We start from the raw sequence: 26,529 nt of genomic DNA, 5'->3' as shown, positions 1-26,529 counted from the left end.
CAGTGGATCAGGTAAGTCTTATATTCGTAGAGGCGTTACCTCGCCAGTCAGTTTATAATGCCGGTAATCCGCAATAACCTGAGCGTGATCGAAAGCCAACACGCTTGGCAGATTCTCGAAGTTGAATAAACCGAAGTTTTTAGCATCGTCTGCCGCCATCGGCGTGCCATGGGCTTGCGCCAGATAGACGGCGGTGACGGTGTGATTGCGCGGGTCGCGTTGCGGATTGGAGTAAAGGCCCAGCAATACGGTTAGTTCCACATCCAGGCTGGTTTCTTCCTTGGCTTCGCGGATTGCCGCGTGCTCTAGTGTTTCGCCGACATCGACAAATCCGCCAGGGACCGCCCAGCCGTAGGGTGGATATTTCCGCTCTATCAACACGAAGGGGCGCTGCGGATGATCAATCAATTCGATCAAAATATCGGCGGCTAACAAGGGTGTGATCGGCTTGGCCATGGTGTTCCTGATAATGATGAGTTTTAGTGCATTGAAAATATGAGTCTTCTGCTAAATTTAACCATGTTTTCAAGCGTTGCTGAAATTCTCGATTCTTTTTCCTCGACAAATTAATCATGAATTAATCCGCTTTTCATATCATCCCGGCTGCTTTACGCAGCGCTTTTAAAGTCGAATTACATTTCCAAGAAGTAAAACATGAATGAGTTTATTCCCGGCCAACGCTGGATTAGTAATACCGAATCCGAACTCGGTTTAGGTATGGTGATGGATGCTGAATTTAACCGTGTCACCGTATTGTTTTTAGCGACCGGCGACAGGCGGGTTTACGCCAGAGATAACGCGCCTTTGACTCGGGTGCAGTTCAACGAAGGCGATGTGATCGAATCGGCGGATTACGCGAAAATCAGCGTGCAACAGGTGCAGCAGCACAACGGTTTGTTGACCTACATCGGTATCGATGAAGACGGACAGTTGCAGCAAATCGACGAGATGGAACTTAACCATCATATTCAATTTAACAAACCGCAAGATCGTTTATTCACCGGCCAATTCGACCCGACCGCCTGGTTTTTACTGCGTTACGAAACCTGGCGGCGTCAGCAACAGCACCAACAAGCCGCTACCAAAGGTTTGCAGGGTGCGCGCGCTTCGCTGATTCCGCATCAACTTTATATTGCCCATCAAGCCGCCAGCCGCACCTTACCGCGCATTATGCTGGCCGATGAAGTGGGTTTGGGTAAAACCATAGAAGCCGGTTTGATCATTCAGCATCGCCTAATCAACGGCTTAAGCAAGCGCGTGTTGATTTTGGTGCCGGAAAGCCTGCTGCATCAATGGTTGGTGGAGATGCTGCGCCGCTTTAATCTGCGGTTTAGCATTTTCGACGAAAGCCGTTGCTTTGCCAGTCCGGACGAGAACCCGTTTCTCAGCGAGCAGTTGGTGTTGTGCAGCCAGCGCTTCTTTGCCGATTCTCCGCATCGCCAGCAACAAGCCTTGGATGCCGGTTGGGATTTGGTTGTGGTCGATGAGGCGCATCATCTGGAATGGAGCGAAGACGCACCCAGCGCCGATTATCTGTTTGTCGAGCAATTAGCCCTGGCGTCTCCGGGCCTGATTCTGTTGACCGCGACGCCCGAGCAATTGGGTAAGGAAAGCCATTTTGCACGTTTGCGTTTGCTCGATCCCGACCGTTTTTATCGGTTCGAGCAGTTCCTGCGGGAAGAAAGCCAGTTTGAGCCGGTGGCCCGGCTCGCAAATTTGCTGATTGCCGGCGCAGCGCTGGATGCCGAACAGCAGGAGCAATTGAAAAATTTATTAAAGCAGGACAATGTCGACAAACTGCTGCAACAGGTCAACGACAGCCAAGCCAACGCACGGGAAGAATTGATCAAATTATTGCTCGATCATCATGGCACCGGACGGATTTTATTCAGAAACTCCCGGCAAACGGTGCAGGGTTTTCCGGATCGGCAACGCCATGCTTATCCGCTGCAAGGTGAAGAGACTGCGGATTTAGCTAACAGTCCGTATCTGCATTGGTTGGTCGGGCAGTTGAAAGCCTTGGGCGACGAAAAAGCCCTGTTAATCTGCAAGCGCGCGGAAACCGCGATTCAGCTGGAGCAACTGTTGCGGCAGCATGTTGGGCATACCGCAGCAGTGTTTCATGAAGGTATGAGTATCGTCGAGCGGGATCGAGCGGCGGCGTTTTTTGCCGACGAAGAGAGCCGGGCTCAAGTGTTGATTTGTTCGGAGATCGGTAGCGAAGGGCGCAACTTTCAATTCGTGCGCCATCTGTTTCTGTTCGATCTGCCGGAAAATCCGGATTTGCTGCAACAACGCATCGGCCGTCTGGACCGAATCGGGCAGAAGCATGTGATTCAAATCCATATTCCATACCTGGTCGATAGCACTCAGCACGTGTTATTCCGCTGGTACGACGAAGGCCTGGACGCATTCCGGCATAACTGTTCGGGTGCTGCGCAAGTCCTGAAGTTGCTGGGCGAAGCCCGCGATAGCGCGTTGCTTAGCCGCGATGCGGCTGTAGTCGAGGCCTTGATCGCCAACACCAAGGCTTTGAACAGTCAGGTGGAAGAAGAGCTACATAAAGGCCGCGATTTGCTGTTGGAACTAAATTCCTGCCGTCCGCAAGAAGCCGCGCGGCTGGTGGCAGAGATTACTGCCGGCGAACGCGACGGGAATTTGTGGCCGTTTATGGAAGCCATGTTCGATTGTTATGGCGTCGATGTCGAAGATCATTCGCGCGATTGCCATATCCTGTGGCCCAGCGAAAATCTACGCATTGCCCATTTTCCGATGTTGCAAGACGACGGTTTGACGGTAACCGTCAATCGCGACATCGCGCTGGCCAGGGAAGACATGCAGTTTTTGACCGCCGAGCATCCGATGGTGTTGTCGGCCATGGATTTGGTGTTGTCCAGCGAGACCGGCAATGCCGCTGTGAGTGTGGTCAAACATCCGCAGCTCAAAGCCGGCCAATTCCTGCTGGAGCTTTTGTTTGTTGCGGAATGCAGTGCGCCCGCCGAGTTACAAATCGGTCGGTTTTTACCGCATACACCGTTACGCGTTTTAGTCGATCAGCATAAAAAAGATCTAACGCTTGTCATTAGCCACGACAGCCTGGTCGAGACCGGCGATAGTTTTGATAAGGCGCAAATCAGTCAGTTTTTGAACAGCCAGCGCCAACATATTCAAGACATGATCAAAGTCGCTGAACAGTTGGCGGGCGCGCAAATGCAGAAGTTGATAGCGGAAAGCAGTAATCTGATGATTGCGACGCTAACCGGCGAAATCAAACGTTTGGTACGGCTGAAAAAGATTAATCCCGGTATTAAGGAGCAGGAAATCGAGCAGCTCAAGGAAATGACCATGCTCTCGCACGAAAGCATACAGGAAACTCAGTTGCGGCTGGACGCGGTGCGGTTCGTTATTACCAGTTAGCTAGACGATAGGGTCTTCTGCAGCGGTGTTGTTTAAACGGTTTTGATCAACACGGTGGTGTCGTCGAGTTCGATGCATTCAAACATTAGGTCGTCGATAGAACCTTCGACGTGGTCTACGTAGTGCAAGCCGCATTCAGAGTCGACATTTTGATGTTTCAGAATGCCGTGCACACTGAACGGCGTTCCGGATTCCGGCAGTACCATGGTGATTTTAACCTTGCCGGCAACATCCGCGCTAATGGGATCTTGGAGCTTAACTCGGATGCCGCTGTAGCTGATGTCCAGAATTTCCGCATTCAGCGAAATTTCCCGGGCTGTTCTGCTGTGGAAAATAATGCCTGCCTGTAGGCCTCTAGGTTTTACTCTACGGTGTATTCGTTTTTCGAAACTCATTTGTTTTGACCCCTGCTGAAGAATCGCGGCTACGCTATCGAGGATTTATTGTAGGTGCAAAGTTAATTTTTGCTACTTTAGGTGTGTTCATCATGCCATATCTTTTCTATTCATACACCCGTTAATTACGGGCATAACATAAGGTTTTTGCATGTTATTTTCAGAATTGGGTTTATCCGAGCAACTACTTAAGGCGGTTGCCGAGCAAGGCTATGAAACCCCGACGCCGATACAGGCGCAGGCCATTCCGGTCATTTTACAAGGCCGCGATGTGCTGGCCGGCGCGCAAACCGGCACCGGCAAAACCGCCGGATTTACCTTGCCTCTTCTTCAGCTGTTGCAAGAACAACCGGTTCCGCAAAAGCCGCGTCCGGTTAGGGTATTGATCTTGACGCCGACCCGCGAATTGGCGATGCAGGTTTATGAAAGCGTCCGAACTTACGGCAAGCATTTACCGTTTTTTGCCGAGGCGATATACGGGGGCGTCAGTATTAATCCGCAGATTCAGAAGATCCAGCGCGGCACCGATATTGTCGTTGCTACGCCCGGACGATTGCTGGATTTAATTCAGCAACAGCATCTGGATTTATCCAAGGTTGAGTATTTTGTACTCGACGAAGCCGATCGAATGCTGGACATGGGCTTTATTCGCGATATTCGTCGAATCATCGCTTTGTTGCCCAATAAACGCCAGAACCTGCTGTTCTCGGCGACTTATGCACCGGAAATTAGTGCGTTGGCCGAACAAATCCTCACCGATCCGGTTGAAATAGCCGTCGCCAAACGCAATGCCGCCGCCGATACCGTCTCGCAGTTGGTGTACGGCATTAACCGTGAATACAAGCGCGAATTACTGTCCTATCTGATAGGCAACGGTCATTGGCAGCAGGTATTGGTGTTCGTCCGCACCAAGCACGGCGCGGATCGTTTGGCCAAACAGCTTATCAAGGATGGGATTCGTTGCGCGGCCTTACACGGCGACAAGAGTCAGGGTGCCAGGGTTCGGGCTTTGGAGGAGTTTAAAAATGGTGCAATTACCGCACTAATCGCCACTGACATCGCCGCGCGCGGTTTGGATATCGATCAACTGCCGCATGTGGTGAACTTTGATTTGCCGCAAGTAGCGGAAGACTATGTGCATCGCATCGGCCGCACCGGCCGCGCCGGCGCCGAAGGTCAGGCAATTTCGCTGGTCGATCCGGAAGAGGCTTATTTGTTGGCTGCTATCGAGAAGCTGTTGAAAAGGCAGATTCCGCGCGTCGATGATACCGGCTATCCGAACGTGTCATTGGCAGTGACGAACAGCAAGCCGCAGCCAAAACCGGCCCAGCCGAATAAGCCGGCCAGGCGGCCGCAGAATGGCCGGCCGGGGGAACAGGCTAAACGCGCGCCCAACTCTCGTAAACCGCGTCCGCAAACAGCCAAGCCCCGCTAAGCAGTTTGCCTCGTCGTGCCCGGCCGTGGGCACGACAACTCCTCCTGCCGAATGCCGGTTTATTCCGCAGTCGGCGCCTCGAATATATGAATCGCCAGCCATATCGACTCAATGTCCGGATTGGTCCATTCCACCCGGTGCCGACAATGCGCCGGAATCAGCAGATAGTCGCCCGGCTTTAGGTCCACAGGTGCGGATTGGGCAAATGTGAGCCTGGCTTCGCCTTGTAACAATATCACCCACTCGTCCTGATTTTGGTCGTACCACTCGTTTTCGGCGCTGCAATGACCCTTGGAAACAATGCGCTCGATGCGAATAGTAGGCTTGCTAAACAAGGTTTGGCATAATTCTATTGGCAACTGAGCTGGAATGTCTGTAAAAATGCACGAACTGCTGATGTTCATAAAAGCGGGTACATAATAAAAAATTGGGGGAGGGGAATGAAAATGAATAATACGTCTTTTACTTCGTTAATGGCGGTGGTCATCGATAAACTACCGGGAATTATGCAACTGTCCAAACGCAGTTGCGATACTGCTAAATGCGTGGATTTTTTGGCGCCGCTGTTGCTGCGGCTCTATTTGGCGCCGGTGTTTTGGATGGCGGGCACCAAAAAATTCGCAAATTTTTCCGACACGGCCGAATGGTTCGGTAACGCCGAATGGGGCTTGGGTTTGCCGGCGCCTTATGTGCTGGTATTTCTGGTCGCGCTATTTGAAATTGTCGGCGCCTTGTTTTTATTGTTAGGCTTTGCCATCCGGCCGATCACATTGCCGTTGATGATAATCATGGTGGTGGCCGCCATCAGCGCGCATATCCAAAACGGTTGGTTGGCCATTGCCACCGGTAGCGGCATTTTTGCCACCGAACGCACGATAGGGGCGATAGAACGCTTGGAGCGCGCCAAGGAAATTTTACAGGTGCAGGGCGACTATCAATGGCTGACCGAGAACGGCGCCTTGGTGATATTGAATAATGGAATTGAGTTTGCCGCCACCTATTTCGTCATGTTGCTGGCGCTGTTTTTTTTGGGCGGCGGCAGGTTTGTCAGCGCGGACTATTGGTTGGCTCGCAAATACTTGCCTGAACTAGCACCCAGGGCCTGACTACAACAGCCCAAACCGAGCTGTTGGCGCTGATCCATTCGCCGGCCTGTCGATCCGAAACATGACCGATTTGGCCGGCATCCAGCCATTGTGCGACCTGAGTTTTATTGTCGCGCGAAAACTGGTAAGCCACTTCGACCAGATCCAGGTCCGCCGCTACCGCGATTGCCAGCCCGGCTGCGAAAAATCGTTGCAACTCGGCCCAGGGAATGGACGAAGTTTCCAAATTCACCTTGGCTTTTTCCAGATCGGGGAGTGAGTCGTTCATTAACATTTTCCGGTTGGGATGTTGTAGTATGCCCAGCTATTTTATCGTAACCCGGTTTATAAAACAGAAGTGAGGATTCATCGATGTCGCTATTGAGTTCATTTAAAAAGCGTTCCACCCTGGACGCGGCGATCAAGCAAGTTGCCCAGGCCCGTAAAAGCGAAGGCAGCAAAGCCGAGCAACTATACAAGGGTGCGTATCAAGGCTTTGCTAATGTAATTGCCGACCATTTGATTGTTTCCGAAGCGCTGTATCACTGGGGCTTTGGTTTATTGCATGAGGCCCGGACTCAAGAGCCGAAACTAGCTATCGAAATTTACGAAGACGCCATTTCCAAGTTTTCGTTTTGCTTGCTGATTTCGCCTAACTATTTGGGCGCGGCGATAGACGGCGGCGTGGCGTTCATGGAATTGGCTCGCATTAGCTCGGAAGCAGCCAAGCCAGATCTATACGATTTGGCGGAAGATTTTTTCGAAAAGGCTTGTGGTATTCAAAAAGGCAGCGCGGCTTACAATCTGGCCTGCGTTTATGCTTTACGCGGTGATAACGATGCCTGCTTGGCGGCGTTGCAAACCGCTAGGGACTTTGGCAGTTTGCCCGACGAGCAAAATATATTGCAAGACGAAGACATGACAGGCGTGATCAACGCCCAGTGGTTCAAGGAGTTTATGGAGGAGGTTCGTGCCACGCCCGCACCGGAAAAAACCAAACTCAAGGATATTGAAATCAATGTAGAGCCGGGCTTCAAGATAGAGAAAAAAGAGGACTTTGATTACTACTCTTGAGTTAAGTCTATCTCAGATTAAGGCCCCGCGAGAGCGGGGTTTTGCATCGCCCGGATAGGGTTATTTATCTGCGCTACTTTCAATATAGCCAACCAGTTTTTTGTCCTCGGATGAGGTATGAAAAGCAAACCAATTGAACAGAAAGTTAAAGGCGTGATCGGCACTGATACTGCCCGATTGCAATTGATACAGTTTGTTGTTGGCTTCCGCCAACAATTTTGCGTGAGAATTGATGTGGTGCTCCTGCTCAGGATAGCGGTGATCTATCATGATATTTTCTTCGCTGAGAAAATGGAACTCGGCATATTTGCAAATTTCTTTGAATATTCTGAGCAATTTGTCCTTGGGCGTATCTTGTTCGGCCGCGTCGTGGAAATCCACAATCAAACTCAGAAAGATGCGATGCTCCGCATCTATCCGGTCGTTGCCAAGCTCGTATTTACTGTCCCATTTCAGCATCTGTCCCGCCTGATAAATTACGCCCAAAAAAAACCGGATGGCTCGATTAACAAACCACCCGGATTTTTTTGCATCCATGCCACCCATGAAGAACTACTTGCAAGGTAAAGCGTAGACCATGCCGGGCCTATTGCAAGCTGCCGGTCTTATGCATGGCTCAGCAGCTTTAACTCGGCCCCTAAATTAATTCTTTTTTCACTATTGTTGGTAGCAGGCATTTACAATCGCCCGCAGTTTTTCCAGGCCCAATTTGCGGGTAAGCGCTATATTGCGCTCGGGAATACCCTCCGGGTCCGGATGACTGGCTACGGCTTTTTCGATACTGTCTTCGCGAATCAGATGCAGCATGGGGTAAGGGGAGCGGTTGGTGTAATTGCTGGGGTCGTCTGTCGGCGTTTGCGCAAAGCAATAGTCCGGGTGAAAACTGGCCAGTTGATAGATGCCTTCGTAACCTTGATCAATCAGTAATTGCTCGGCGATAGCCAGCAAATCCAGGAAATCCTCGAAGTCGGCAAATGCTTCGCTAAAGATCAGTAAGGTGGTTTCGGTGTCGGGTTCGGAATCGAGATGCACGCACTCGGCAATCACCGCTTCCAGGCTATCCTCTATGCTGTTGCTCGACACAACCTGATAGCGAATACTATCTCTTTCCTGCTCGCGGCGGGCAAACGGGCAGATATTGTATTCAATAACAAAAGTTTTTAGCCAAGCCTGAGTAGCGGAGATAATCTGTTGGTTATTCATGATGATCGAAAAAAATGATGAAAAGCACTAAACACTGTCTTTGGCTGTTGGCGTTATTGCCGGCTTTACTAAACGCCGAAGTTTATCAATGGACCGATCAGCAAGGTCGCCGCCATTATGCCGATCATGGCAATGAAAACGCCAAAGTTGTAAGCATCGATCCCGGCGTTACCTACTATCGGGTAGAAAAAGTGTTCGATGGCGATACTATCTTACTAAGCGACGGCCAGAAAGTCCGTTTTTTAGGGATCAATACGCCGGAGGTTGCCGGTCGCAATAAGTCCGCCGAAGCCGGCGGCGCGCAGGCCAAGGCCTGGTTGAAGCAGAAGTTGGAGCATCGCAAGGTATTCCTGCAGGGCGATGTGGAAAAACAGGACAAATATCAGCGGACCTTGGCCTACGTGTTTAGCGAAGACAAGGAGCATATCAACCTGGAACTGGTGAAACGCGGTTTGGCGACGGTGAACATTTACCCGCCGAACTTCAGGTATCTCGACACCTTGCTCGCCGCTCAGCGCAGTGCCGAGCAAGCTAGACTAGGGATTTGGGGTGAAGATGCCTATGCGCCGCTGGCCGCCGAATTACTCGATGAGAACAATTATCAGGGCTGGAAGCGCTTAACCGGACGCATTCGCGGGGTCAAAAAGACGGCTAAACACAGCTATCTGCAATTCTCCGATACGGTATCCGTCAGTGTGGAGCCAATTTCGGCCGGGCTGTTTCCGCCGCTGGAGACCTATGTGGGTAAAGACGTGGAAGTGAGGGGGTGGGTCAAACGCTCGAAACAGCGTTTTGCCGTGCAGGCCAGGCATCCGGCGGACATCGTGTTGCGTTGATGCTGGCCTGGCTTGTTACTCTTCTTCCGCGAATAAAGCCTGAATCATCAGTTTTTCTTCGTCGTTGAGGATGTGCTCAGCCGAAAACCAGCGGGTGCGTTGAAACGGGATTTCCCGCTCCGCATCGCGCAGTCCCGCTCGACGATCGATCTCGCGGCGCTCGGCGCGCCGACGATCCAATACCCGTCGGTCTTGTTTTGGCCACAGCACATATTGCTGCTGAACGAAAGCGACCCACTCCGCTGAATTGAAGGCGAACGGATTAGTCCTGCGTTCTTGTTGACGGCGCGCCCCTCGGCGGCGTGCCGAATCATCGCTAGTCATCATAGTGGCTACCACTGGCCTATGCCGCCGCATATGCTCATGCTGTTGGGGACAACCGGCGAATTAATGTTGAAAAAACAGTTCCTAAATAGCATTCGACCAAAATAATAAATTCATCAAGAAAATCTGAGCATTTAGGTCGGGATTTTAAATGCACTCGCCAAAATGCTCAATCAAACTTAATTCTCCGATGCAATATAACTGAACAAAGTTCCTGGTAAGCGAAGCGGTTGATCAGTCGTCGTCAACAATTTGGATATTGATGTAAAAGTCGGGCTGCCGATAGATCCACGGTTTTTTGTTTTGAAATAAGTTGTTTATAGGGCGGCAGGCCATTACAACGATAGCGATACCGGGGTGTATATCTGGCGAGTGGCCGCCTATGCCGGTGCACTTATCAAAACTTATGCTCGGAACCGGGAGATATGAAGACGGATAGAACTTGCGGCACCCATGCAAGATAGCGGCAAAGTCGGTATATCTGGTCGAATTCAAAGAAAATGGGGTATTGATTCCTGCGGAGTAGTTAATCATGAGGTTCATCCGCAGATCGGCTTTGACATTCTTTGTAAAAACCCGGCAGGGTTGGTGGGGACAGCAATCCCTAAGCGTATCGCCGCTCTCGTTGATGTTTTCGATGCAATCACAATGAAAAGACTTTATAAAGACGCTTGGTCAATCGAATCTGCGGTAAGCAACACCGGCACACTACGGGAAATGACTTCGATCCCGTATTAGTTGATTTCTTTTTCGCCATCCAACCGCAAATTCTTGAGATTCAGCCCGCTTGGGACGGCCGCGATGCCGTGCTCGAAGAACATAACAAAAGATATTAGCCCGACCCTAACCATTTTTTGCATCTCAGTATCCTAATGACAAATATCGTTACTCCTAGCCTTTACTTGTTATCCGGCTCTTGTCTATACGCGAGTATTATTCATTTGTATACCGGCCTGCGTCAGCCAAGGGATCTTTCGCAAATCACTCTTTCCGCTCTGGCTGGTACGGGATTTTTGTTTGCCATTTCTCATGGCTTTACCTTACACGCCCAAAATCTTGCGGTGTTTGTTATTGCACTAAAGTGGAGCCTGGCGTTCAGTAGCCTGTTTTACTTGCTGTTGCTCGGCTTCGTTTGTCTGTATACGAAAACGCGCCCGCTATATTTTCTAGTGCCGTTGGTCATCGTGTATGTCGCTCTGTTTGTGCTTAATCTCACGCAACCTTACAGTTTGCAATATAGCCATATCACCGGGCTTGACACATTTCGTTTACCGTGGAGCGAATCGTTTACCTTTGTGATCGGCGTTCTCAGTCGCTGGTTTTACCTAGGCCTTACGGCAACTTTGTTGGGGTTTGTCTATATGTTTTACGCATTGGGCGGGCTCTATCGTCGTCAGCCTAGCGGCGCACATTTATGCATGCTGCTGGCGCTTGGATTTTTGTTTGCCTGTCTCGTGCAAGGTATTCTGGTCCGCTTGTCCATTATTAGTTTTGTTAATTTGGCCTGGCTGGGCTTCCTGGGCATGATGATTGCGCTAAGCATGATCTTGAGTTATGAAAATAATCAGCGCCAGCAGGAAAGTGAAGCGAAATTACGGGGGTTATACGAGTTATCTCCGCTGGGTATTGCGTTGACTGATATGCAAGGCCGCTACGTCAGATTTAATGAGGCGTTTCACAATATCTGCGGTTACGCCCCTGACGAGCTGCAGAATTTAGATTACTGGGCACTAACGCCGAAGAAATATGAGGCACAGGAGGCAATGCAGCTGGAGTTGCTGAGCCGCCAGGGGCACTACGGCCCATACGAAAAAGAATACAGGCGCAAGGATGGCAGTCTGATTCCTATCCGTCTTAACGGCATGCTCATCAGCGGTGCGGACGGGCAAAACTATATCTGGTCTATCGTCGAAGATGTCAGTGAATGGCAACGTATCCATATGGCGCTTGCCGAGAGTGAAGAGCGTTTCCGGCGTATCGTGGAGACCAGTAATGAGGGCATCTGGTCTATAGACGCCGCCATGCGAACTACGTTCGTGAATGACGCGATTAGCAAAATGTTGGGTTTCGGCCCTGAAGAAATGCTGGGTCGCATAGTCAAAGAGTTCGTTTTTCAGGAAGATATTCCTGCTTTAGAGCAGCAGATGGCAAGGCGTCAACAAGGGGTGGGCGGGTTTTATGAAATCCGTCTCCGGCGCACAGACGGCAGTGTGTGTTGGTGCTCAATCACTAGCACACCGCTGAAGAACAATGAAGGTAAGTTTGCCGGTTCTTTTGCAATGATTTCCGACATTACCGAGCGCAAATATGCCGAAGATGAAATGCGCCTTGCTACTCAAGTCTATCAAGCCAGCAGTCAGGCCATGATGGTTACCGATGCGCACAACCAAATTATTACCGTCAACCCCGCCTTTACCCTGGTCACGGGCTATGAAATAGAGGAAGCCCTGAGCAAAAAGCCGACGATCCTCAGCTCCGGCCATCACGATAAAGCGTTTTACCGGGTAATGTCGGATACGCTTGCCGCAACCGGAACCTGGCAAGGAGAAATCTGGAACCGTCGCAAAAATGGTGAGATATTTCCGGCATGGCTGACTATCAATACTATCTTCCAGGAAGATGGTGCCATTCACCGGCGTGTGGCTTTGTTCTCGGACATCAGCAAGGAGAAGGCGAGCGAAGATTTAATCTGGCGACAAGCAAACTACGACATGTTGACCGAACTGCCTAATCGACGCATGGTGTATGAGCGGATGAACGAGGAAATCAAGAAAGTGCGTCGCGACAAGAAGCATATGGCGGTAATGTTCATCGATCTCGACCACTTCAAGGATGTGAACGATAGCCTGGGCCACGAAATTGGCGACAACTTGCTGCAGGAAGCCGCTCAGCGCATGTCGCATTGCGTCAGAGAATCAGACGTTATCGGCCGCCTCGGCGGGGATGAATTTGTCATTATCCTGAATGAACTGGACGATATTAACTGTGTGGGACAAATCGCCAACAAACTATTGGACAAACTGGCGGAACCTTACTCACTGGGTTTTGAAATGGCTTATATTTCCGCCAGTATCGGGGTCAGCATTTATCCAGATGATGCTGCCGACGCCTCAACCTTGCTGAAAAACGCCGATCAGGCGATGTATGCCGCCAAACGCCAGGGACGGAACCGTTTTCACTATTACACGCCCGCCATGCACGAAGCCGCCACGGCGCGCATGCGGCTCAGCAATGACATGCATGTCGCGTTAGCGGATAACCAGTTCAAAGTCTATTACCAACCGATCGTGGACCTGGCAACCGGCGGCGTTTGTAAAGCGGAAGCACTGATTCGTTGGCAACATCCCAGACTCGGCCTGGTAAGCCCGGCCGACTTTATCCCCATCGCCGAGGACACGGGGCAGATCATTCAGATTGGCGATTGGGTATTTCGTCAGGCAGCCGAGCAAGCCGTTCGTTTTCGGGCAACCCATTACCCGGAATTCCAGATCAGTGTCAACACCTCGCCCGTGCAGTTCAAGGCCGAGACTGAAAATCACACGCCCTGGTTTGCTTACTTAAAAGAGCTGGGTTTATCCGGACAAAGCATAGTCGTGGAAATTACCGAAAGCTTATTGATGGAAACCCGGGATGAAATTGGGGCGCAACTGCTGGCTCTGCGGGATAACGGCATGCAGGTGGCGCTAGACGATTTTGGCACCGGCTATTCATCACTGTCTTACCTGAAAAAGTTTGACATCGATTATCTTAAGATCGACCAGTCTTTCGTGCGTAACCTAATGCCCGACTCAAATGATATGGTGCTGTGCGAAGCCATGATTGTTATGGCGCACAAGCTAGGCATCAAGGTCATTGCGGAAGGGGTGGAAACCGAAAATCAGCGTAAACTGCTTGAACAAATCGGTTGCGACTATGGGCAGGGCTATTTTTGGTCCAAACCGGTAGCCGCCGAGGAATTTGAGAAATTACTAGCTAAATAGTTTGCTAGATATGCACTGAAACCACCGTGTCCAGTAATCCGTCATCCTTCCGCCAGAGGCCAACTTTATTAACCCGGCCCTTAAATTCCCCGCAGTCCCCATTCTCGCGAAAGCGCGAGCAGTGAGACCGCGCAGCGAATCCAGCGTAGCTGTTAGGCTCCCATCTTCGCGAGAGCGACGATATCTATTAAGGGCCAGGTCACAGGGTTTATAAAATAATTAAATCTGCCAAATCAGTTAGGGTGAGTAACAGCTTTATCGTGGCGAAGCGTTGGCCGTTTTGGCTGCTACGGGGCTATTCGCCATTCGCATCTGGACAGCTCCGGGAATAATGTATTCATTAATAGCCGCGAATCAACCAGACCTTTTTTCATCAGCGCAATCAATGTTTTATTAGTGGAACCCACCGGTACGACAGCCCATTCCTTTGGGCATTTATTCAGCAGATTTTTCTGAGCAGCAGTAAGTTTTTCTCTTGCCATCGTTACACCTATTTTCGATTTTAGTGTTGATGGGAGCTTCTAAAGTTCGTCATTCCCGCGCTTGCGGGAATCTGGTTTGTTGATTTCACTGGGCTCCCGCTTGCGTGGGAGTGACCGACTACAAATGATTATAAGCTCCCTGACATAAGTGGTCTTGTATACAGGGTTTTACGGTCAGGCCTTGACGTTGGGATACGTTAAGCCAAACAACAGGATTTGTTAAATTAGTAATATTCATCAGGTCTATTAATAGCGTGCATTGCGCCATGCTGTCCTGATTTAGCAGTGGTCAAAGAGATGGATTGTTTTTTGAATGCACAGCGATAAACGCCATGGGTATAAGTTTTTTTAATGATGCGTGATTAAATAATGTCATTTAACGGCTATTCCGCAGTCCAGTATGCTGATTGGCACCTCAACCAAATTTAAGGAGATGACCATGAGCCATCTTGCTAAATCGTGTGCCGTGCTGCTGCTAACAACAGCCGCAGCCTTTGCGGACAGTAATTCTCACTTTGACGTGGTAGCCGATCTCGATGCCGGGCCCGGCAACGTCACGGCGACGTCTAACGGCCGAATCATCATGAGCCAACATCAGTTTTATCAGCCTCAGTACACGGTAGTGGAGTACAAGGATCAAGCCTTGGTACCTTTTCCAAACAAGGAAATGTCTGCGGCCGATTCGACGGCGCCGATCAAACTCGACTCAGTTCTGGGTATCCGTTCCGACAGCAACGGTATTGTCTGGATGCTGGACAACGGCATGCGTAGCGGCGTGACGCCCAAGTTGGTGGGCTGGAATACCAAGACCGATAAGCTGCAACGCCTGATTTATTTGCCGATACCAGCAGCGCCTAAAGATGCTTTTGTGAATGATTTTGCGCTGGATACCGCGCACAATCATGCCTTCATCAGCGACCCGGCCGGCGGCAGCAACGCCGCCTTGATCGTTGTCAATTTGTATACCGGGGAAGCACGGCGAGTATTGGAAGGGCATGCCAGCGTGCTGCCGGAAAACGTTGATCTCGTCATCGATAAGGTACCCATTCAGGTTAAAACACCTGCCGGCGATTTGATCAGACCCCATATAGGCGTCAATCCTATTACGGAGGACTTAAACAACGAATGGGTCTATTACGGACCGATGCACGGTTTAAGTCTGTATCGGATCAAAGCCAGCGATTTAATCGACGAAACCTTGACGGCCCAACAGCTTGCCAGCCGAGTACAACGCTATAGCGACAAACCGATCTCGGACGGTATCAGCATCGATAAAAATAACAATATTTACCTGGGTGACCTAGCGAATAATGCCATCGGCGTGATTAGTGCTGATCGCCGCTACCGGCAACTGGCGCAATGTCCGAGGCTGTCTTGGGTGGATTCGTTCAGTTTCGGTCCGGAAGGGCGCTTGTACGCGGTGGTGAATCGCCTGCATCGCTCGGCGACCCTCAATGGCGGCGACGCTCAATCCAAACCGCCTTACTATCTGTTGCAAGTCAAGGCTTTGGCGGCGGGCTTGCCGGGACGTTAAAGCCGGATTTCGTTTGCATCGATTTTTCGGCCTATTGCGCTGATTTGTGCGCGCAGCCAACAATGGGCCGGGTCTTTTTCCCATAAGGGATGCCAAATCATCACCAGTTCGTAATCGGGTAAATCGATGGGAACCGGCAGGATATTCAAAGTGACCAATTTCTGAAACTCGGCGGCCAGTCGGTAGGGCAGGGACAGTATCAAATCGGTCTGCGCAACCATCAACGGTGCCGACAGAAAATGCGGCACGATCAGCTTGATTCGCCGTTCCAGGCCCAATTCCGCCAACTTGGCATCGATAAAGCCCACCCGGCTCCCGGTACGGGAAATCAGCATGTGCGCCATAGCCAGATAGTCATCGAGTGAAGGCGCGTTGTGAATGGTAGGGTGATTTTCCCGTACCACGCAGGCCATCCTGTCTACAAACAAATGCTCGCAGCGCAAATGCGCCGGCGGCTCCAGCATCGAGGCAAAACCCAACACCACATCCAGACTGCCATTTTCCAATTGTGCCAACGGAAACGCCGAGTCTGTGCGTTTGACATGAATATCCACACCCGGTGCGGCTTGGTCGATCAAACCGGATAGTTCAGGCAGCAGTAAAAACTCCATATAGTCGGTGGCGGCGATGGTGAAGCGGCGCTGACTACTGCTTGGGTCGAAAGCCTGCGGCGACTCCAGCAGCCGTTCCATCTCCCGCAACAGGCCGTGTACCGGCTCGACCAATGCCAACGCCAACGCGGTGGGCTGCATCCCGGCCGGCGACTTGACTAAAACCGGATCATCCAGTTGCTGGCGCAAGCGATGCAAGGTATGACTCATCGCCGATTGTGTGACGAACATGCACTCCGCCGCACGCGTGACATTGCGTTCCCGCATCAGCACATCAAAAGCCAGTAACAGATTTAGATCGAAAGTGCGTAAATTGGACATATGAAATACCCGGCAAAAACGGGGTGCATAGTAACTAAAAACCGCAGGTTTGCGGCATGAACAGTTTCGATGGCCGCGAATGAAATATAGCCATTTAACAGCGCGTTAATTTCCCCCTACCTTATACACCGAGCGTGTCGGCCAGCCTACAAAGTTTGAACTCCCCAAGGGAAGCTTGCAGTTGGCGACACGCCCAGTTTCGATGGCTATCGCCGCCATTCACTATAAAACTTTACGGGGGAAGCACACATGTCCGCACAAATTCCAATTTCCACGTTCAAACCCTACAGGGGCGAAAAAGCCCGGTTGGCAAGAGCCTATGACTATCTGATTTTGGTCTTGGCTTTATTTCTGTTCATCGGCTCGTTTCATCTGCATTTCGCCCTCACGGTCGGCGATTGGGATTTCTGGGTTGATTGGAAAGACCGGCAGTGGTGGCCATTGGTCACACCCTTAATCGGCATTACTTTTCCCGCCGCCGTGCAAGCGGTGCTGTGGGATAAATTTCGTTTGCCGCTGGGCGCCACCCTGTGCGTCGCGGCCTTGTTGATCGGTACCTGGGTCACCCGGGTGTTTGCCTACCACTACTGGAACTATTTCCCCATCAACATGGTGTTGCCGGCGACTATGATTCCGGGCGCTTTGGTATTGGACACCTTGCTGATGCTGACCAATAGTCTGACCATCACGTCCATCTTCGGTGGCGCGGCGTTTGCGTTGCTGTTTTACCCAACCAACTGGCCGATCTTCGGTATGTTCCACCAACCGGTCGAGGTGGCCAATAGTCAGCTGACGATTGCCGATTTGTTCGGATTTCAATATATCCGTACCGGCATGCCCGAATACCTGCGCATCATCGAGCGTGGCACCTTGCGGACTTACGGCCAGTATGCGACGCCGCTGTCGGCGTTCTGTTCGGCGTTGCTGTGTTCGTTGATGTATCCGCTGTGGTGGCATATCGGCAAGTGGTTTGCCGACACCCGTTATTTGAGCAAAATTTAAGGAGCAGCCAACATGAAAACGCATTTGTTAGCCTTAATCGCTCTCACGGTATTGTCCGGGTTGCCCCTGTCGTCTGCCCAAGCCCACGGCGAAAAAGCCTTGGAGCCGTTCATCAGAATGCGGACTATTCAATGGTACGACGTGCAGTGGTCCACGCAAACATTCAAGGTCAACGATGAAGTCAGCGTCAGCGGCAAGTTTCATGTCGCCGAGGATTGGCCGATCAGCGTGCCCAAGCCGGAAGCCAGCTTTTTGAATATTTCCACCCCAGGGCCGGTACTGATCCGCACCGAACGTTATTTAAACGGCAAACCCTGGACCAACTCGGTGGCATTGCAGCCGGGCGGCGACTACGATTTTAAAGTGGTCATGAAAGGCCGCTTGCCGGGGCGCTATCACATCCACCCGTTTTTCAATTTAAAGGATGCCGGGCAAGTGATGGGGCCGGGCGTTTGGCTGGAAATAGGCGGGAATCCCAGCGACTTCAGCAACACCATCAAAACCATCAACGGCGAAATGATAGACATGGAAAGCTTCGGTTTTGCCAACGGCGTGTTCTGGCACCTGTTTTGGGGCGCATTGGCGGCTGCCTGGCTGTTATGGTGGGTGCGCCGGCCCTTGTTTATCAGCCGTTACCGGATGCTGGATGCCGGCTTGGAAGATGAATTAATTACGCCGCAGGATAAGTGGATAGCCAAGGTGGTGTTGGTCAGCGTGCCGGTCTTGGTGTTAGTTCTGAACACGGTCACCGCTAATCGTTATCCGGATGTCATTCCGCTGCAAGCCGGCTTGGACCAAATTCTGCCGCTACCCGCGCAAGTCAATGCCGGCACCGTCAATGTGGACACGCTAAAAGCAGAATACAACATCGCTCAGCGCGCCATGGTGTTGCAGGTCAAGGTCGATAACCGCAGCCAAGGCGCGGTGCGGATAGGCGAATTCGCCAGCTCCAACGTGCATTTTCTAAATGCCGATGTGGCCGATGCTGGGTACAACCCCGGCAAGGATGATGTCAGCAACAACGGTCTGAGCCTGGATAATGCGTCTCCCATAGAGCCCGGCGAACAACGCACCGTCACCATTGAAGTGCGCGATGCCGCCTGGGAATCCGAGAGATTGGATGGCCTGATTCGCGATGCGGATTCCCGTTTGGGCGGCTTGCTGTTTCTTTACGACGACGTGCTGGGCAAACGTTATATCTCCAGCATATCCGCCGCCGTCATTCCCAAATTCATTTAATTCAGGAGCAGAACATGGCTACCACGACAGAACACGTTAGCTTAAGTACCGAAAACCCTAAATCATTGCCTTGGTATTTGATTGATTTACCCAAATATTTAAAGGGCTTTGGTGTATTAACCGTTATCTATGTCAGTTTACGACTGTATCAGGGCGCTTTTGCCATAGAACACGGTTTGGATTCCTCGGAACCTGCATTCGAACAGTACTGGATGCGGCTGTTTTATATCGAACTGGTCATTATCGCCGCCGTTGCCAGCGGCTTTTGGGGCTATTTATGGCTATCGCGCGACCGGCAACTGGATCAACTGGCACCCAAGGAAGAGATACGCCGCTATTTCACGTTGACAATGTGGATCAGCATTTACACCTTTGCCGTGTATTGGGCCGGTAGTTATTTTGCCGAGCAGGACAATTCCTGGCATCAGGTGGCGATCCGCGACACGCCGTTTACCGCCAATCACATCATTGAGTTTTACTTCAATTTCCCGCTGTACGTGATTCTGGGCGGCTGTGCTTGGCTGTATGCCAGAACCCGTTTGCCCTTGTATGCCAAAGGCATCTCGCTACCCTTGACCTTGGCGGTGTTTGGACCGTTCATGATTTTGGTCAGCGTCGGCTTCAACGAGTGGGGACATACCTTCTGGTTTAGAGAGGAGTTCTTCGCAGCGCCGATTCATTGGGGCTTTGTGATCGGGGTGTGGTTTGCGTTGGGCGTGGGCGGCATCCTACTGCAAGGGGTTACACGGCTGATTGAACTGCTGGACAAAATCGAAGATGCCGAATAAGTCTGTTTACTAATTCTACTTTGTCAGATTCCTCGCGTTCGCCATACCCGCCGGGAAGCGGGTATCCAGAGCCAAGGATGGCAGGCTCGAACCCATCCTTGGTGTCTGGATTCGCTTCGCGGTCTATGGCTCCGGCACAAATCTGTCTGGAACAGATTTGCATTACCCGAAGGGTGTCAGGCAGGACAGCCTGACATGAATCCATGCCGGAATGACGGCTTAGAAATGTAATCTGACAAATAAGAGCTAATAAACCCTTGCGAAAATGTTTAAGTCCTTAGTAACAATGCCAAAGAGTCCTACTTATTCAGTTCACTATGCCTGGGTAGTACTCGCGGTCACGTTTCTGTGCTTGTTTGTGGCTTCGGCACTGCGTTCTGTTCCAGGGATCATCATGCTGTCCCTTGAACAGGAATTTGCATGGCATAGGGAAACGATTAGCGGCGCAATTTCACTTAACCTGCTTTTATTTGGCCTGGCAGGGCCATTTCTAGGCAGGTTGATGGATTTATACGGCGCCAAACGCATCAGCGTTATCACTTTGATTTTGTCGGTGGCAGGCGCCGGCGGCAGCGTTTTTATGCAGGAATCCTGGCAAATGTATTTGTTTTGGGGGCTGCTGATCGGCGCTGGTTCGGGCGGCACTTCAATGATTATGGGATCGGCGTTGATCAATCGCTGGTTCCATAAACACCGGGGGCTAGCGTTAGGGATATTGGGCGCCGCCTTCTCCTCCGGCCAGTTAGTCTTCACCCCGGTCCTGATGCAGATCAACGTTCACGAAGGCTGGCGTGCGGCGACGCTGTTTATCACCGTAGCATTAGGCTTGGTGGCTTTACCTTTGGTGCTGAAATTTTTAAAAGACGATCCCAAATCCAAAGGGCTGTTGGCCTATGGGGCCAATGGCTTTCATGAAGCTCTACTTGAGCCAGATCGAAATCCAATGCGATCAGCCATGAGAAATCCTCAGTTTTGGCTGCTGGCATCGAGTTTTGGAATTTGCGGATTAACCACATCAGGATTATTTCAGACCCATTTGATTCCGCACGGCATCGAACACGGCTTTACCGAAATGACCATGGCGACGTCGTTAGGGGTAATGGGCGCGGCCGATGTATTCGGCACCATTTTATCCGGTTGGTTATGCGACCGGTACGGCAAGCGCTGGCCGCTGGCGTTTTATTACGTGGTCAGAGGCGTAACGTTGATCGTACTGCCCAGCATAGACACTACCGGTCAACTAATGATGTTCTCGATTATTTATGGCATGAATTGGTTGTCGACCATTCCGGCAACCTCGGCATTGACCGCAGACTTGTTCGGCAAGCAAAACGTCGGGGTGGTGTTCGGCTGGATTTGCTTTGCTCATCAAATCGGCGCGGCCATTGCCGCCTACAGCGCCGGGTACGTCCATAGTCTGATGGGTGACTACAACTTGGCGTTTGTTGCGTCAGGCCTGTTCGCTTTTGTCGCAACCGGCATCGTTCTTTTTATAAAAGAACCGCAAACTGTTGGTTTTTAACTTAATTTTGGAGTAATCAAATGCCTTTGGTTCGCATATCGTTAATGAAACACGAAAAAAAGGAGTTCGGGAGAAAGATCGGCGAAATTGTCCATCAGGAAATGGTGCAAACAATCAGTGTCCCCGAAAACGATTATTTCCAGGTTATTACTGAGTATGACAATAATTTTTTAATTTACGATTCAAATTATCTTGGCATACATCGAAGCGATGGCATCATTTTTATACAAATAACCTTGAATGAAGGTAGAGATGTTGATTTAAAGAAGTTGCTTTACAAAAACATAGCCGATCACCTGCATAACGAGTTAGATGTCCGTAGAGAAGATGTTTTAATAAACCTCGTTGAAGTCAAAAAGGAAAATTGGTCGTTTGGGAATGGAATTGCGCAGTATGCCTAATGAGTTGAGTCGATAAGTATGTTTAGGATCGATACTCTTACAAGCGGCAGGCCTCATAGATCCGGGCGAGCTCCAGTAGATTCGTCGCGCCGGTTTTCTCCATCACTTTGGCACGATGGATTTCAACGGTGCGGTGACTAATGCCCAAGCGCCGGGCTATTTCCTTGTTGGTGAGACCGGCCACCACCATCCCCATAATCTCGAGTTCGCGTGAAGTCAGGCCGTTTAGCCGATTACACAGCGCTTGCCCTTTCATGGCTTGTGCGTAAGTGTTGATTTCACTCTGTAGTGCTGCCTGCACTCTGTCGAGCAACAGCTCGGTACTGACCGGTTTGGTCAGGAAATCAACAGCTCCCGCCTTCATCGCGCGCACAGTCATCGGTATGTCGCCATACGCGGTCAGGAAAATAATAGGCAGATGAATGTGGCGGCGGATAAGTTCGGCTTGCAGCTCATGACCATCCAGACCCGGCATGTTGACATCCAGCACCAGGCAGCCGGGCTGGTCCGGGCAATAGCTTTCCAGAAAGCATTCGGCGCTGGCAAAGGTTTGGTAAGCAAGTTCTGCGGTCTCGAACACCAAGCCCAGACTATCGCGGACCGCATCATCGTCATCCACCACGAATACGCAAGGCTGAGTATTCATTTCGCAAACGGTAAGGTTAAGAACAGGGTCAGGCCGTCGCCGACATTCCGCTGGGCCCACATATTACCGCCGTGGGCTTGAATCAAGGCGCGGCTGATGGCCAAGCCCATACCCAGTCCCGCCGGTTTGGTCGAGTAGAAGGGTTGAAACAGGGTTTTCAAGGCAATGGCATCCGCCAAGCCTTTACCGCTGTCACAAACAGAGACTAAGGCCATATCCGGATCGTCAGCGTATCGCTCGGTGGTTACGCGCAGCACCTCAGTGAGTTTGCCCTGTTCCTGCATCGCTTCCAGACCATTGCTGATCAGATTGACCAGCACCTTTTGAATTTGCAGGGCATTGACCGTAATCTGCGGTAAGTCGGCGGCGAGGTCCAGTTCTATATTGAAAGTGTCTAAGGTTCTGTCGTTTTTCACAAACGCGCAGGCTTCTGTCACTAAAAAGTTAATATCGACCAGTTCGCCGACGGTCTCGGTTTTATTCAAATGGCTGAATAGCTGCCGGATTACTTCGCCGGCACGCTGAGCTTGTTGCACACAGGCTTCCAACACGTGGTTGAGTTTTTGCGAATCCGGTTTTTCTGATTGATACAGCCGCAACGCCACATCGGCATACGAGGAAATGGCGGCCAGGGGTTGATTAAGTTCGTGGGCAATCGCCGCTATCGTCTGCGTCGCCAGCGATACCCGAAATGACTGTTCCATCCTGTTCCGGCGTTCGCTCAATTCCCTGGTCAGTTTATAGTCGGTGATATCGAAATTGATGCCCAGCAGTCGATAAGGCCGGTTATGTTTGTCGTGCAATAAGCTGCCGCGCGCATGGATCCAGCGATAGGAGCCATTCTTGTGGCGCAAGCGGAATTCCAGTTCGTAAGCGGACAGATGCCCGGACAGATAGTCTTCGGTGCTTGCCAAGACCAATGCCCGATCATCCGGATGCAATCGAGATTCCCACTCTTCCCACCGGTTCAACAACTCATGGTCATCAAAACCGATTTGCCGTTTCCATTCCGGCGAGAGAAATAAGGTTTGCGACACTAAGTCCCAGTCCCAATAACCCGCGTTCACTTCGTCGATGATCAGTGCCAGACGGGTCTCGGTATGTTGCAATTCCGCATGGGCGCGCTTCAGTTCGGTAATGTCTACATGCGTAATAATCATGCCCTGGAAACCTTGAGTAATGCGTTTGGCGTGCATCATAAACCATAGCTCGCCAAGGTCGGTCCGACACGGATATTCCATCATAAATTCCTGCTGATGCCCCGCTATCAGGGTCTCAAGACCGGTCAAAGCCTTTTGCGCGTCCCGGTCGCCTGCCGCCGACGAGCGACGGCAAACCTCAAGGTAATTGGCGCCCTCTGACAATTGGCTGGGCGAACCGCCGTTCGCGATAGCAAAGCAATCCCAGGGCGCGTTGACCGTAGTCACTATGCCCAGATCGTCGAGCACCGCCACATGTGCGGGCAGCGAATTCAGGACACAGCGCACGAAAGCCTCGCTGCGGCGCAGAGCGTCATCAGCCACTTTGAGCGGTGTAATGTCCAAAAATGCACCAACGGCCCCACGCGGTTGACCCTTATCGTCCAACAAGGGCGACGCATTGGACACCACGGTAATGACTTTGCCGTCCGGGCGGATTATATCCAGAGTCTCGTCGCTCACCACTTCTCCCCGGCAAGCGCGCTGGATCGGCAGATCTTCGGCGGCCAGCGGATAGCCGTTTTGCAATACCGTTATGGCCGGCGGGTTCTCGTTGGACAATGAAAGTTCCGAGGTGGGAGGCAAGCCTAACATCTGCTCGTTAGCCTGGTTTCCACGAATATGTTGCCCGCTTTTGTCACCGGCGATGGCGAGCCCAATGGGTACTGTGTTGTAAATAACCTGCATTTCTTCCAGGCGGCGCTGCAAGCGTTGGTTCAATAGGGCGATTTTTTGCTCGGACAGTTTTCGCTCTTCGATATCGATAACATGCACCACAATACCTTTCAACCTGCCTGTTTCATCAGCGTTCGGAATATAGGTCGCATGCACCCAGCGGGGTTTGCCGCTGCCATAGGGGATTTGCTGATCAAAGCTAACCTGCTCGCCCGCCAATGCCCGTTCCAGATACGGCCGGACGACGTCCCACGCCGCGACACCCAGAATATCGGGCACGGTGCGGCCGATAACCTGCTCCGGAGGGATGCCGAACCAGTGTTCGTAAGTCGCATTTACGCGCACATAGCGAAAATTGACATCCAAATAGGCGATCAGCGCCGGCGTTGCATCCATAATCAGTTGCAGTTCTCTATCCTGATCGCGGTATACCGATTCAGCCTGCTTTCGCGCGGTTATATCCTGAAGATAGCCATGCCATAAAATGCTGCCGCCCTGTTCCAGCATGGGCATGGAATGACCTTCTATCCAGATTTCGCCTTTACTGGGATGTTGGTAGCGAAAGGTGTCGCGCCAAGGTTCAAGGCTGCGCGCGGATTCGCTGATAGTTTCGTTGATAAGCTTGATGTCGTCGGGATGAACTCTGGCAAAGACCGGACTAAAGTCTTCGGCTACCGCTTCGGGCGGTAATCCGTACAAGGATTCAAGCGCCTGACTGGCATAAGGCATGCTAGCCGAACCATCCGCAGCCAAACGGAACGAACAAATAACGCCGGGTACGGAAGCTGCCACCTTGGACAGCTGATCCTGCAAATGACGTTCGGCTTGAAGGAGGCTGCGCCCGCCCGCATCGCGCAGGATAAGGGTATACAAGGTGTGCCCGCCAGTACCGATCTCGGAAATGGCGGCTTCTATCGGAAACTCTTCGCCGTCAGCGCGTACACCGGTCATGGTGCGAAACTCACTTACTGGATGACCGGTATCGGCTCCCGGCTTTGGCGCGGAATAACTTGCCGGAAAGCCGACCGGAATAAAACGTTCGATAGCGGCGCCAATGGCTTGACCCGCGAGGCAGCCGAACATGTTACCGGCTGCGGCATTAAATAATACGACACGGTATTTTGAGTCGATGCAGACGATTGCGTCCCGCGCCGATTCGACAAGCGCCGAGCACAGCGACGAGCTCTCCGCCGGTATCGATTCTGCTTGCTTTTGCCGAGTGATGTCGGTGAGGGCAATGCGCAATTCCGGCTGCCTGCTGAAATCGGTGATCGGTAGACAGTCGAGCCTGGCATGGAACTCCGAGCCGTCGCCACGCAGCATTTGCAATTCGCAAGATGGATTTTCGCTGCTCTGTAGAATCTGCAATAAATGCCGATGCCAAAAATCGCGGCTCTGATCGGCAATCAAGCTTGAAAAATGACGGCCAATCAAGTTTTGGCGCTCAACAGCCAGCAAGGTGGCGGCGGTAAAGTTTATGTCGGATATTAAATTGTCCGGGCTGAGGGTGAGATAGGCGAGCGGGGCGAAATCGTAAAGATGTTGGAAGCGGTCACGCGACTGCTGAAGCATTTGTTGGGCCTGCATGAGCGATTCATTCTGTCTCTCCAATTCAATCTGACGCACATGCAGTTCATGCAAAGTTTTCTCTGAAATATCTTGGCAATACGTGGTTTTGTTTGTATTTGGATGTCTGTTCTCAGCTTCTGGCCGAGAAGGGCTTTCAGTGTATGCAGACTTATAACGCTCGTCAGTCATGAGACATCTTCCATTTTGGACAGCATTGAGACCGCTTCAGGCTTATCTTGGATGGGTGTAACTCAAGCCGTATTGTGCGGATGTGGGTAGCCGGGAAGCTCTGTTCCGGCAAAGCTAGCAAAAGATTGGGTTAGCAACACAGGGTGTCAATACCTGGCCCAAAGCCGAAATAGCCGGTCTTAGTTTGTGATGATCGATACATAGACCGGGCATCTCGCCCCAGTTCGCGCGGAAGTATGCTGGCGAAAAATTAACCCTGTCAAACTTATCTTTAATGCCGCTAGATTTTGCCCATTTGTAATTATTCAGCGAACCTATTTCTACTTTGTCAGATTTCGTGGATCACATTGCAGAAGGTCGTCATTCCGGCATGGATTGCCGGAATCCAGTGCCATGGATGGTTCGAAGATCGCCATCCATGGCACGGGATACCCACTCTTGTGCCCTGTGGGTATCCCGGCGGGTATGACAGACTTCCTTCTAATCTGACAAAGTAGAACTATTGTAGGGTCTAATTCACTCGGCCATAGGCTTCAATACCAGCAAACAGGCGCATGAATTCGCCGCTACATGAAAACTATCAGCGTTGAAGAGCTGCTAGC

25 protein-coding genes are annotated in these 26,529 nt (G+C 51.4%); 13 read left to right on the top strand and 12 right to left on the bottom strand.

Features of this window, described 5'->3' with window-relative positions; all coding sequences use genetic code 11:
- Positions 1-18: 18 nt before the first annotated feature.
- Positions 19-456, bottom strand: a complete 438-nt coding sequence (locus NP589_RS15210) for an NUDIX domain-containing protein (RefSeq protein WP_256607757.1) — start codon at positions 454-456, stop codon at positions 19-21.
- A 198-nt stretch (positions 457-654) separates the two neighbouring features.
- Between NP589_RS15210 and rapA the strand changes: the two genes are divergently transcribed.
- Positions 655-3,417: an RNA polymerase-associated protein RapA gene (gene rapA / locus NP589_RS15205; RefSeq protein ID WP_256607756.1), complete on the top strand. Its 2,763-nt coding sequence runs from the start codon at positions 655-657 to the stop codon at positions 3,415-3,417.
- A gap of 32 nt (positions 3,418-3,449) precedes the next feature.
- Here the strand turns inward: rapA and NP589_RS15200 are convergent, their stop codons facing one another.
- Entirely contained in the window at positions 3,450-3,812 is a 363-nt protein-coding gene (locus NP589_RS15200; protein ID WP_256607755.1) for a PilZ domain-containing protein, read from the bottom strand.
- 151 nt (positions 3,813-3,963) lie between these two features.
- Between NP589_RS15200 and NP589_RS15195 the strand changes: the two genes are divergently transcribed.
- Positions 3,964-5,247 (top strand): DEAD/DEAH box helicase, encoded by a 1,284-nt coding sequence (locus NP589_RS15195; RefSeq protein ID WP_256607754.1) that lies wholly within the window; start codon positions 3,964-3,966, stop codon positions 5,245-5,247.
- A gap of 59 nt (positions 5,248-5,306) precedes the next feature.
- On the opposite strand, the gene NP589_RS15190 is transcribed toward NP589_RS15195, so the two are convergent.
- Positions 5,307-5,651, bottom strand: coding sequence for a cupin domain-containing protein (locus NP589_RS15190; RefSeq protein WP_256607753.1), 345 nt, complete (start codon positions 5,649-5,651; stop codon positions 5,307-5,309).
- Positions 5,652-5,693: 42 nt separating this feature from the next.
- Here NP589_RS15190 and NP589_RS15185 point away from each other — a divergent pair, with 42 nt between their 5' ends.
- On the top strand, positions 5,694-6,353 hold the full coding sequence (locus NP589_RS15185; RefSeq protein ID WP_256607752.1) for an HvfX family Cu-binding RiPP maturation protein: 660 nt from the start codon (positions 5,694-5,696) through the stop codon (positions 6,351-6,353).
- On the opposite strand, the gene NP589_RS15180 is transcribed toward NP589_RS15185, so the two are convergent.
- Complete coding sequence (locus NP589_RS15180; protein WP_256607751.1) at positions 6,295-6,621, bottom strand: DUF2288 domain-containing protein; 327 nt, start codon at positions 6,619-6,621, stop codon at positions 6,295-6,297. The genes NP589_RS15185 and NP589_RS15180 overlap by 59 nt on opposite strands.
- A gap of 83 nt (positions 6,622-6,704) precedes the next feature.
- On the opposite strand from NP589_RS15180, the gene NP589_RS15175 reads away from it, so the two are divergent.
- On the top strand, positions 6,705-7,406 hold the full coding sequence (locus NP589_RS15175) for a TPR end-of-group domain-containing protein (protein WP_256607750.1): 702 nt from the start codon (positions 6,705-6,707) through the stop codon (positions 7,404-7,406).
- Positions 7,407-7,466: 60 nt separating this feature from the next.
- On the opposite strand, the gene NP589_RS15170 is transcribed toward NP589_RS15175, so the two are convergent.
- Both NP589_RS15170 and NP589_RS15165 read right to left on the bottom strand, forming a co-directional pair.
- Positions 7,467-7,865, bottom strand: a complete 399-nt coding sequence (locus tag NP589_RS15170; protein ID WP_256607749.1) for a bacteriohemerythrin — start codon at positions 7,863-7,865, stop codon at positions 7,467-7,469.
- Positions 7,866-8,063: 198 nt separating this feature from the next.
- Complete coding sequence (locus tag NP589_RS15165; protein WP_256607748.1) at positions 8,064-8,609, bottom strand: DUF1415 domain-containing protein; 546 nt, start codon at positions 8,607-8,609, stop codon at positions 8,064-8,066.
- 17 nt (positions 8,610-8,626) lie between these two features.
- On the opposite strand from NP589_RS15165, the gene NP589_RS15160 reads away from it, so the two are divergent.
- Positions 8,627-9,445: a thermonuclease family protein gene (locus NP589_RS15160; RefSeq protein WP_256607747.1), complete on the top strand. Its 819-nt coding sequence runs from the start codon at positions 8,627-8,629 to the stop codon at positions 9,443-9,445.
- Positions 9,446-9,460: 15 nt separating this feature from the next.
- Here NP589_RS15160 and NP589_RS15155 read toward each other — a convergent pair whose 3' ends face one another.
- The gene (locus NP589_RS15155; RefSeq protein ID WP_064007616.1) at positions 9,461-9,772 is read right to left on the bottom strand and encodes a hypothetical protein; all 312 of its coding nucleotides are present in this window, start codon (positions 9,770-9,772) and stop codon (positions 9,461-9,463) included.
- A gap of 450 nt (positions 9,773-10,222) precedes the next feature.
- Between NP589_RS15155 and NP589_RS15150 the strand changes: the two genes are divergently transcribed.
- Entirely contained in the window at positions 10,223-10,507 is a 285-nt protein-coding gene (locus NP589_RS15150) for a hypothetical protein (protein WP_256607746.1), read from the top strand.
- On the opposite strand, the gene NP589_RS15145 is transcribed toward NP589_RS15150, so the two are convergent.
- Positions 10,504-10,629: a hypothetical protein gene (locus NP589_RS15145; protein ID WP_256607745.1), complete on the bottom strand. Its 126-nt coding sequence runs from the start codon at positions 10,627-10,629 to the stop codon at positions 10,504-10,506. The genes NP589_RS15150 and NP589_RS15145 overlap by 4 nt on opposite strands.
- A gap of 12 nt (positions 10,630-10,641) precedes the next feature.
- On the opposite strand from NP589_RS15145, the gene NP589_RS15140 reads away from it, so the two are divergent.
- Positions 10,642-13,749, top strand: a complete 3,108-nt coding sequence (locus tag NP589_RS15140; RefSeq protein ID WP_256607744.1) for an EAL domain-containing protein — start codon at positions 10,642-10,644, stop codon at positions 13,747-13,749.
- Between the two features lie 287 nt (positions 13,750-14,036).
- On the opposite strand, the gene NP589_RS15135 is transcribed toward NP589_RS15140, so the two are convergent.
- Entirely contained in the window at positions 14,037-14,231 is a 195-nt protein-coding gene (locus tag NP589_RS15135) for a hypothetical protein (protein WP_256607743.1), read from the bottom strand.
- Between the two features lie 439 nt (positions 14,232-14,670).
- Here NP589_RS15135 and NP589_RS15130 point away from each other — a divergent pair, with 439 nt between their 5' ends.
- Positions 14,671-15,765, top strand: coding sequence for an L-dopachrome tautomerase-related protein (locus NP589_RS15130; protein WP_256607742.1), 1,095 nt, complete (start codon positions 14,671-14,673; stop codon positions 15,763-15,765).
- Here the strand turns inward: NP589_RS15130 and NP589_RS15125 are convergent.
- A complete protein-coding gene (locus NP589_RS15125) occupies positions 15,762-16,697 on the bottom strand; it encodes a LysR family transcriptional regulator (RefSeq protein WP_256607741.1) in 936 nt (311 codons plus the stop codon). The genes NP589_RS15130 and NP589_RS15125 overlap by 4 nt on opposite strands.
- Positions 16,698-16,946: 249 nt before the next feature.
- Here NP589_RS15125 and amoA point away from each other — a divergent pair, with 249 nt between their 5' ends.
- From amoA to NP589_RS15100, 5 genes are all read left to right on the top strand, one after another.
- Positions 16,947-17,699: a bacterial ammonia monooxygenase, subunit AmoA gene (gene amoA / locus NP589_RS15120; RefSeq protein ID WP_256607740.1), complete on the top strand. Its 753-nt coding sequence runs from the start codon at positions 16,947-16,949 to the stop codon at positions 17,697-17,699.
- Positions 17,700-17,711: 12 nt separating this feature from the next.
- Positions 17,712-18,938 (top strand): bacterial ammonia monooxygenase, subunit AmoB, encoded by a 1,227-nt coding sequence (gene amoB / locus NP589_RS15115; protein ID WP_256607739.1) that lies wholly within the window; start codon positions 17,712-17,714, stop codon positions 18,936-18,938.
- A gap of 14 nt (positions 18,939-18,952) precedes the next feature.
- Entirely contained in the window at positions 18,953-19,726 is a 774-nt protein-coding gene (gene amoC, locus NP589_RS15110) for a bacterial ammonia monooxygenase, subunit AmoC (protein WP_256607738.1), read from the top strand.
- Positions 19,727-19,991: 265 nt separating this feature from the next.
- Positions 19,992-21,248 carry an MFS transporter gene (locus tag NP589_RS15105; RefSeq protein WP_371929675.1) on the top strand — a complete coding sequence of 419 codons (1,257 nt, stop codon included), beginning with the start codon at positions 19,992-19,994 and terminating at the stop codon, positions 21,246-21,248.
- A gap of 44 nt (positions 21,249-21,292) precedes the next feature.
- The gene (locus NP589_RS15100; RefSeq protein WP_256607736.1) at positions 21,293-21,649 is read left to right on the top strand and encodes a tautomerase family protein; all 357 of its coding nucleotides are present in this window, start codon (positions 21,293-21,295) and stop codon (positions 21,647-21,649) included.
- 37 nt (positions 21,650-21,686) lie between these two features.
- On the opposite strand, the gene NP589_RS15095 is transcribed toward NP589_RS15100, so the two are convergent.
- Entirely contained in the window at positions 21,687-22,295 is a 609-nt protein-coding gene (locus NP589_RS15095) for a response regulator transcription factor (RefSeq protein WP_256607735.1), read from the bottom strand.
- A complete protein-coding gene (locus tag NP589_RS15090) occupies positions 22,292-25,756 on the bottom strand; it encodes a PAS domain-containing sensor histidine kinase (RefSeq protein WP_256607734.1) in 3,465 nt (1,154 codons plus the stop codon). Before NP589_RS15090 ends, NP589_RS15095 begins: the two co-directional genes overlap by 4 nt.
- Positions 25,757-26,529 lie beyond the last annotated feature (773 nt).

Origin of the sequence: Methylomonas rosea, assembly GCF_024505055.1 — a bacterium.
GTDB classification, from domain to species: domain Bacteria; phylum Pseudomonadota; class Gammaproteobacteria; order Methylococcales; family Methylomonadaceae; genus Methylomonas; species Methylomonas rosea.
The sequence above is the reverse complement of the archived record's forward strand: the minus strand, read 5'-3'. Positions and strand labels throughout refer to the sequence as shown.

Excerpts from the sequence above, each read along its gene's own strand:
- NP589_RS15210 (WP_256607757.1), bottom strand. The coding sequence starts at position 456 with ATGGCCAAGCCGATCACACCCTTGTTAGCCGCCGATATTTTGATCGAA.
- rapA (WP_256607756.1), top strand. The coding sequence starts at position 655 with ATGAATGAGTTTATTCCCGGCCAACGCTGGATTAGTAATACCGAATCC.
- NP589_RS15200 (WP_256607755.1), bottom strand. The coding sequence starts at position 3,812 with ATGAGTTTCGAAAAACGAATACACCGTAGAGTAAAACCTAGAGGCCTA.
- NP589_RS15195 (WP_256607754.1), top strand. The coding sequence starts at position 3,964 with ATGTTATTTTCAGAATTGGGTTTATCCGAGCAACTACTTAAGGCGGTT.
- NP589_RS15190 (WP_256607753.1), bottom strand. The coding sequence starts at position 5,651 with ATGAACATCAGCAGTTCGTGCATTTTTACAGACATTCCAGCTCAGTTG.
- NP589_RS15185 (WP_256607752.1), top strand. The coding sequence starts at position 5,694 with ATGAATAATACGTCTTTTACTTCGTTAATGGCGGTGGTCATCGATAAA.
- NP589_RS15180 (WP_256607751.1), bottom strand. The coding sequence starts at position 6,621 with ATGAACGACTCACTCCCCGATCTGGAAAAAGCCAAGGTGAATTTGGAA.
- NP589_RS15175 (WP_256607750.1), top strand. The coding sequence starts at position 6,705 with ATGTCGCTATTGAGTTCATTTAAAAAGCGTTCCACCCTGGACGCGGCG.
- NP589_RS15170 (WP_256607749.1), bottom strand. The coding sequence starts at position 7,865 with ATGCTGAAATGGGACAGTAAATACGAGCTTGGCAACGACCGGATAGAT.
- NP589_RS15165 (WP_256607748.1), bottom strand. The coding sequence starts at position 8,609 with ATGAATAACCAACAGATTATCTCCGCTACTCAGGCTTGGCTAAAAACT.
- NP589_RS15160 (WP_256607747.1), top strand. The coding sequence starts at position 8,627 with ATGAAAAGCACTAAACACTGTCTTTGGCTGTTGGCGTTATTGCCGGCT.
- NP589_RS15155 (WP_064007616.1), bottom strand. The coding sequence starts at position 9,772 with ATGATGACTAGCGATGATTCGGCACGCCGCCGAGGGGCGCGCCGTCAA.
- NP589_RS15150 (WP_256607746.1), top strand. The coding sequence starts at position 10,223 with ATGCAAGATAGCGGCAAAGTCGGTATATCTGGTCGAATTCAAAGAAAA.
- NP589_RS15145 (WP_256607745.1), bottom strand. The coding sequence starts at position 10,629 with ATGCAAAAAATGGTTAGGGTCGGGCTAATATCTTTTGTTATGTTCTTC.
- NP589_RS15140 (WP_256607744.1), top strand. The coding sequence starts at position 10,642 with ATGACAAATATCGTTACTCCTAGCCTTTACTTGTTATCCGGCTCTTGT.
- NP589_RS15135 (WP_256607743.1), bottom strand. The coding sequence starts at position 14,231 with ATGGCAAGAGAAAAACTTACTGCTGCTCAGAAAAATCTGCTGAATAAA.
- NP589_RS15130 (WP_256607742.1), top strand. The coding sequence starts at position 14,671 with ATGAGCCATCTTGCTAAATCGTGTGCCGTGCTGCTGCTAACAACAGCC.
- NP589_RS15125 (WP_256607741.1), bottom strand. The coding sequence starts at position 16,697 with ATGTCCAATTTACGCACTTTCGATCTAAATCTGTTACTGGCTTTTGAT.
- amoA (WP_256607740.1), top strand. The coding sequence starts at position 16,947 with ATGTCCGCACAAATTCCAATTTCCACGTTCAAACCCTACAGGGGCGAA.
- amoB (WP_256607739.1), top strand. The coding sequence starts at position 17,712 with ATGAAAACGCATTTGTTAGCCTTAATCGCTCTCACGGTATTGTCCGGG.
- amoC (WP_256607738.1), top strand. The coding sequence starts at position 18,953 with ATGGCTACCACGACAGAACACGTTAGCTTAAGTACCGAAAACCCTAAA.
- NP589_RS15105 (WP_371929675.1), top strand. The coding sequence starts at position 19,992 with ATGTTTAAGTCCTTAGTAACAATGCCAAAGAGTCCTACTTATTCAGTT.
- NP589_RS15100 (WP_256607736.1), top strand. The coding sequence starts at position 21,293 with ATGAAACACGAAAAAAAGGAGTTCGGGAGAAAGATCGGCGAAATTGTC.
- NP589_RS15095 (WP_256607735.1), bottom strand. The coding sequence starts at position 22,295 with ATGAATACTCAGCCTTGCGTATTCGTGGTGGATGACGATGATGCGGTC.
- NP589_RS15090 (WP_256607734.1), bottom strand. The coding sequence starts at position 25,756 with ATGCAGGCCCAACAAATGCTTCAGCAGTCGCGTGACCGCTTCCAACAT.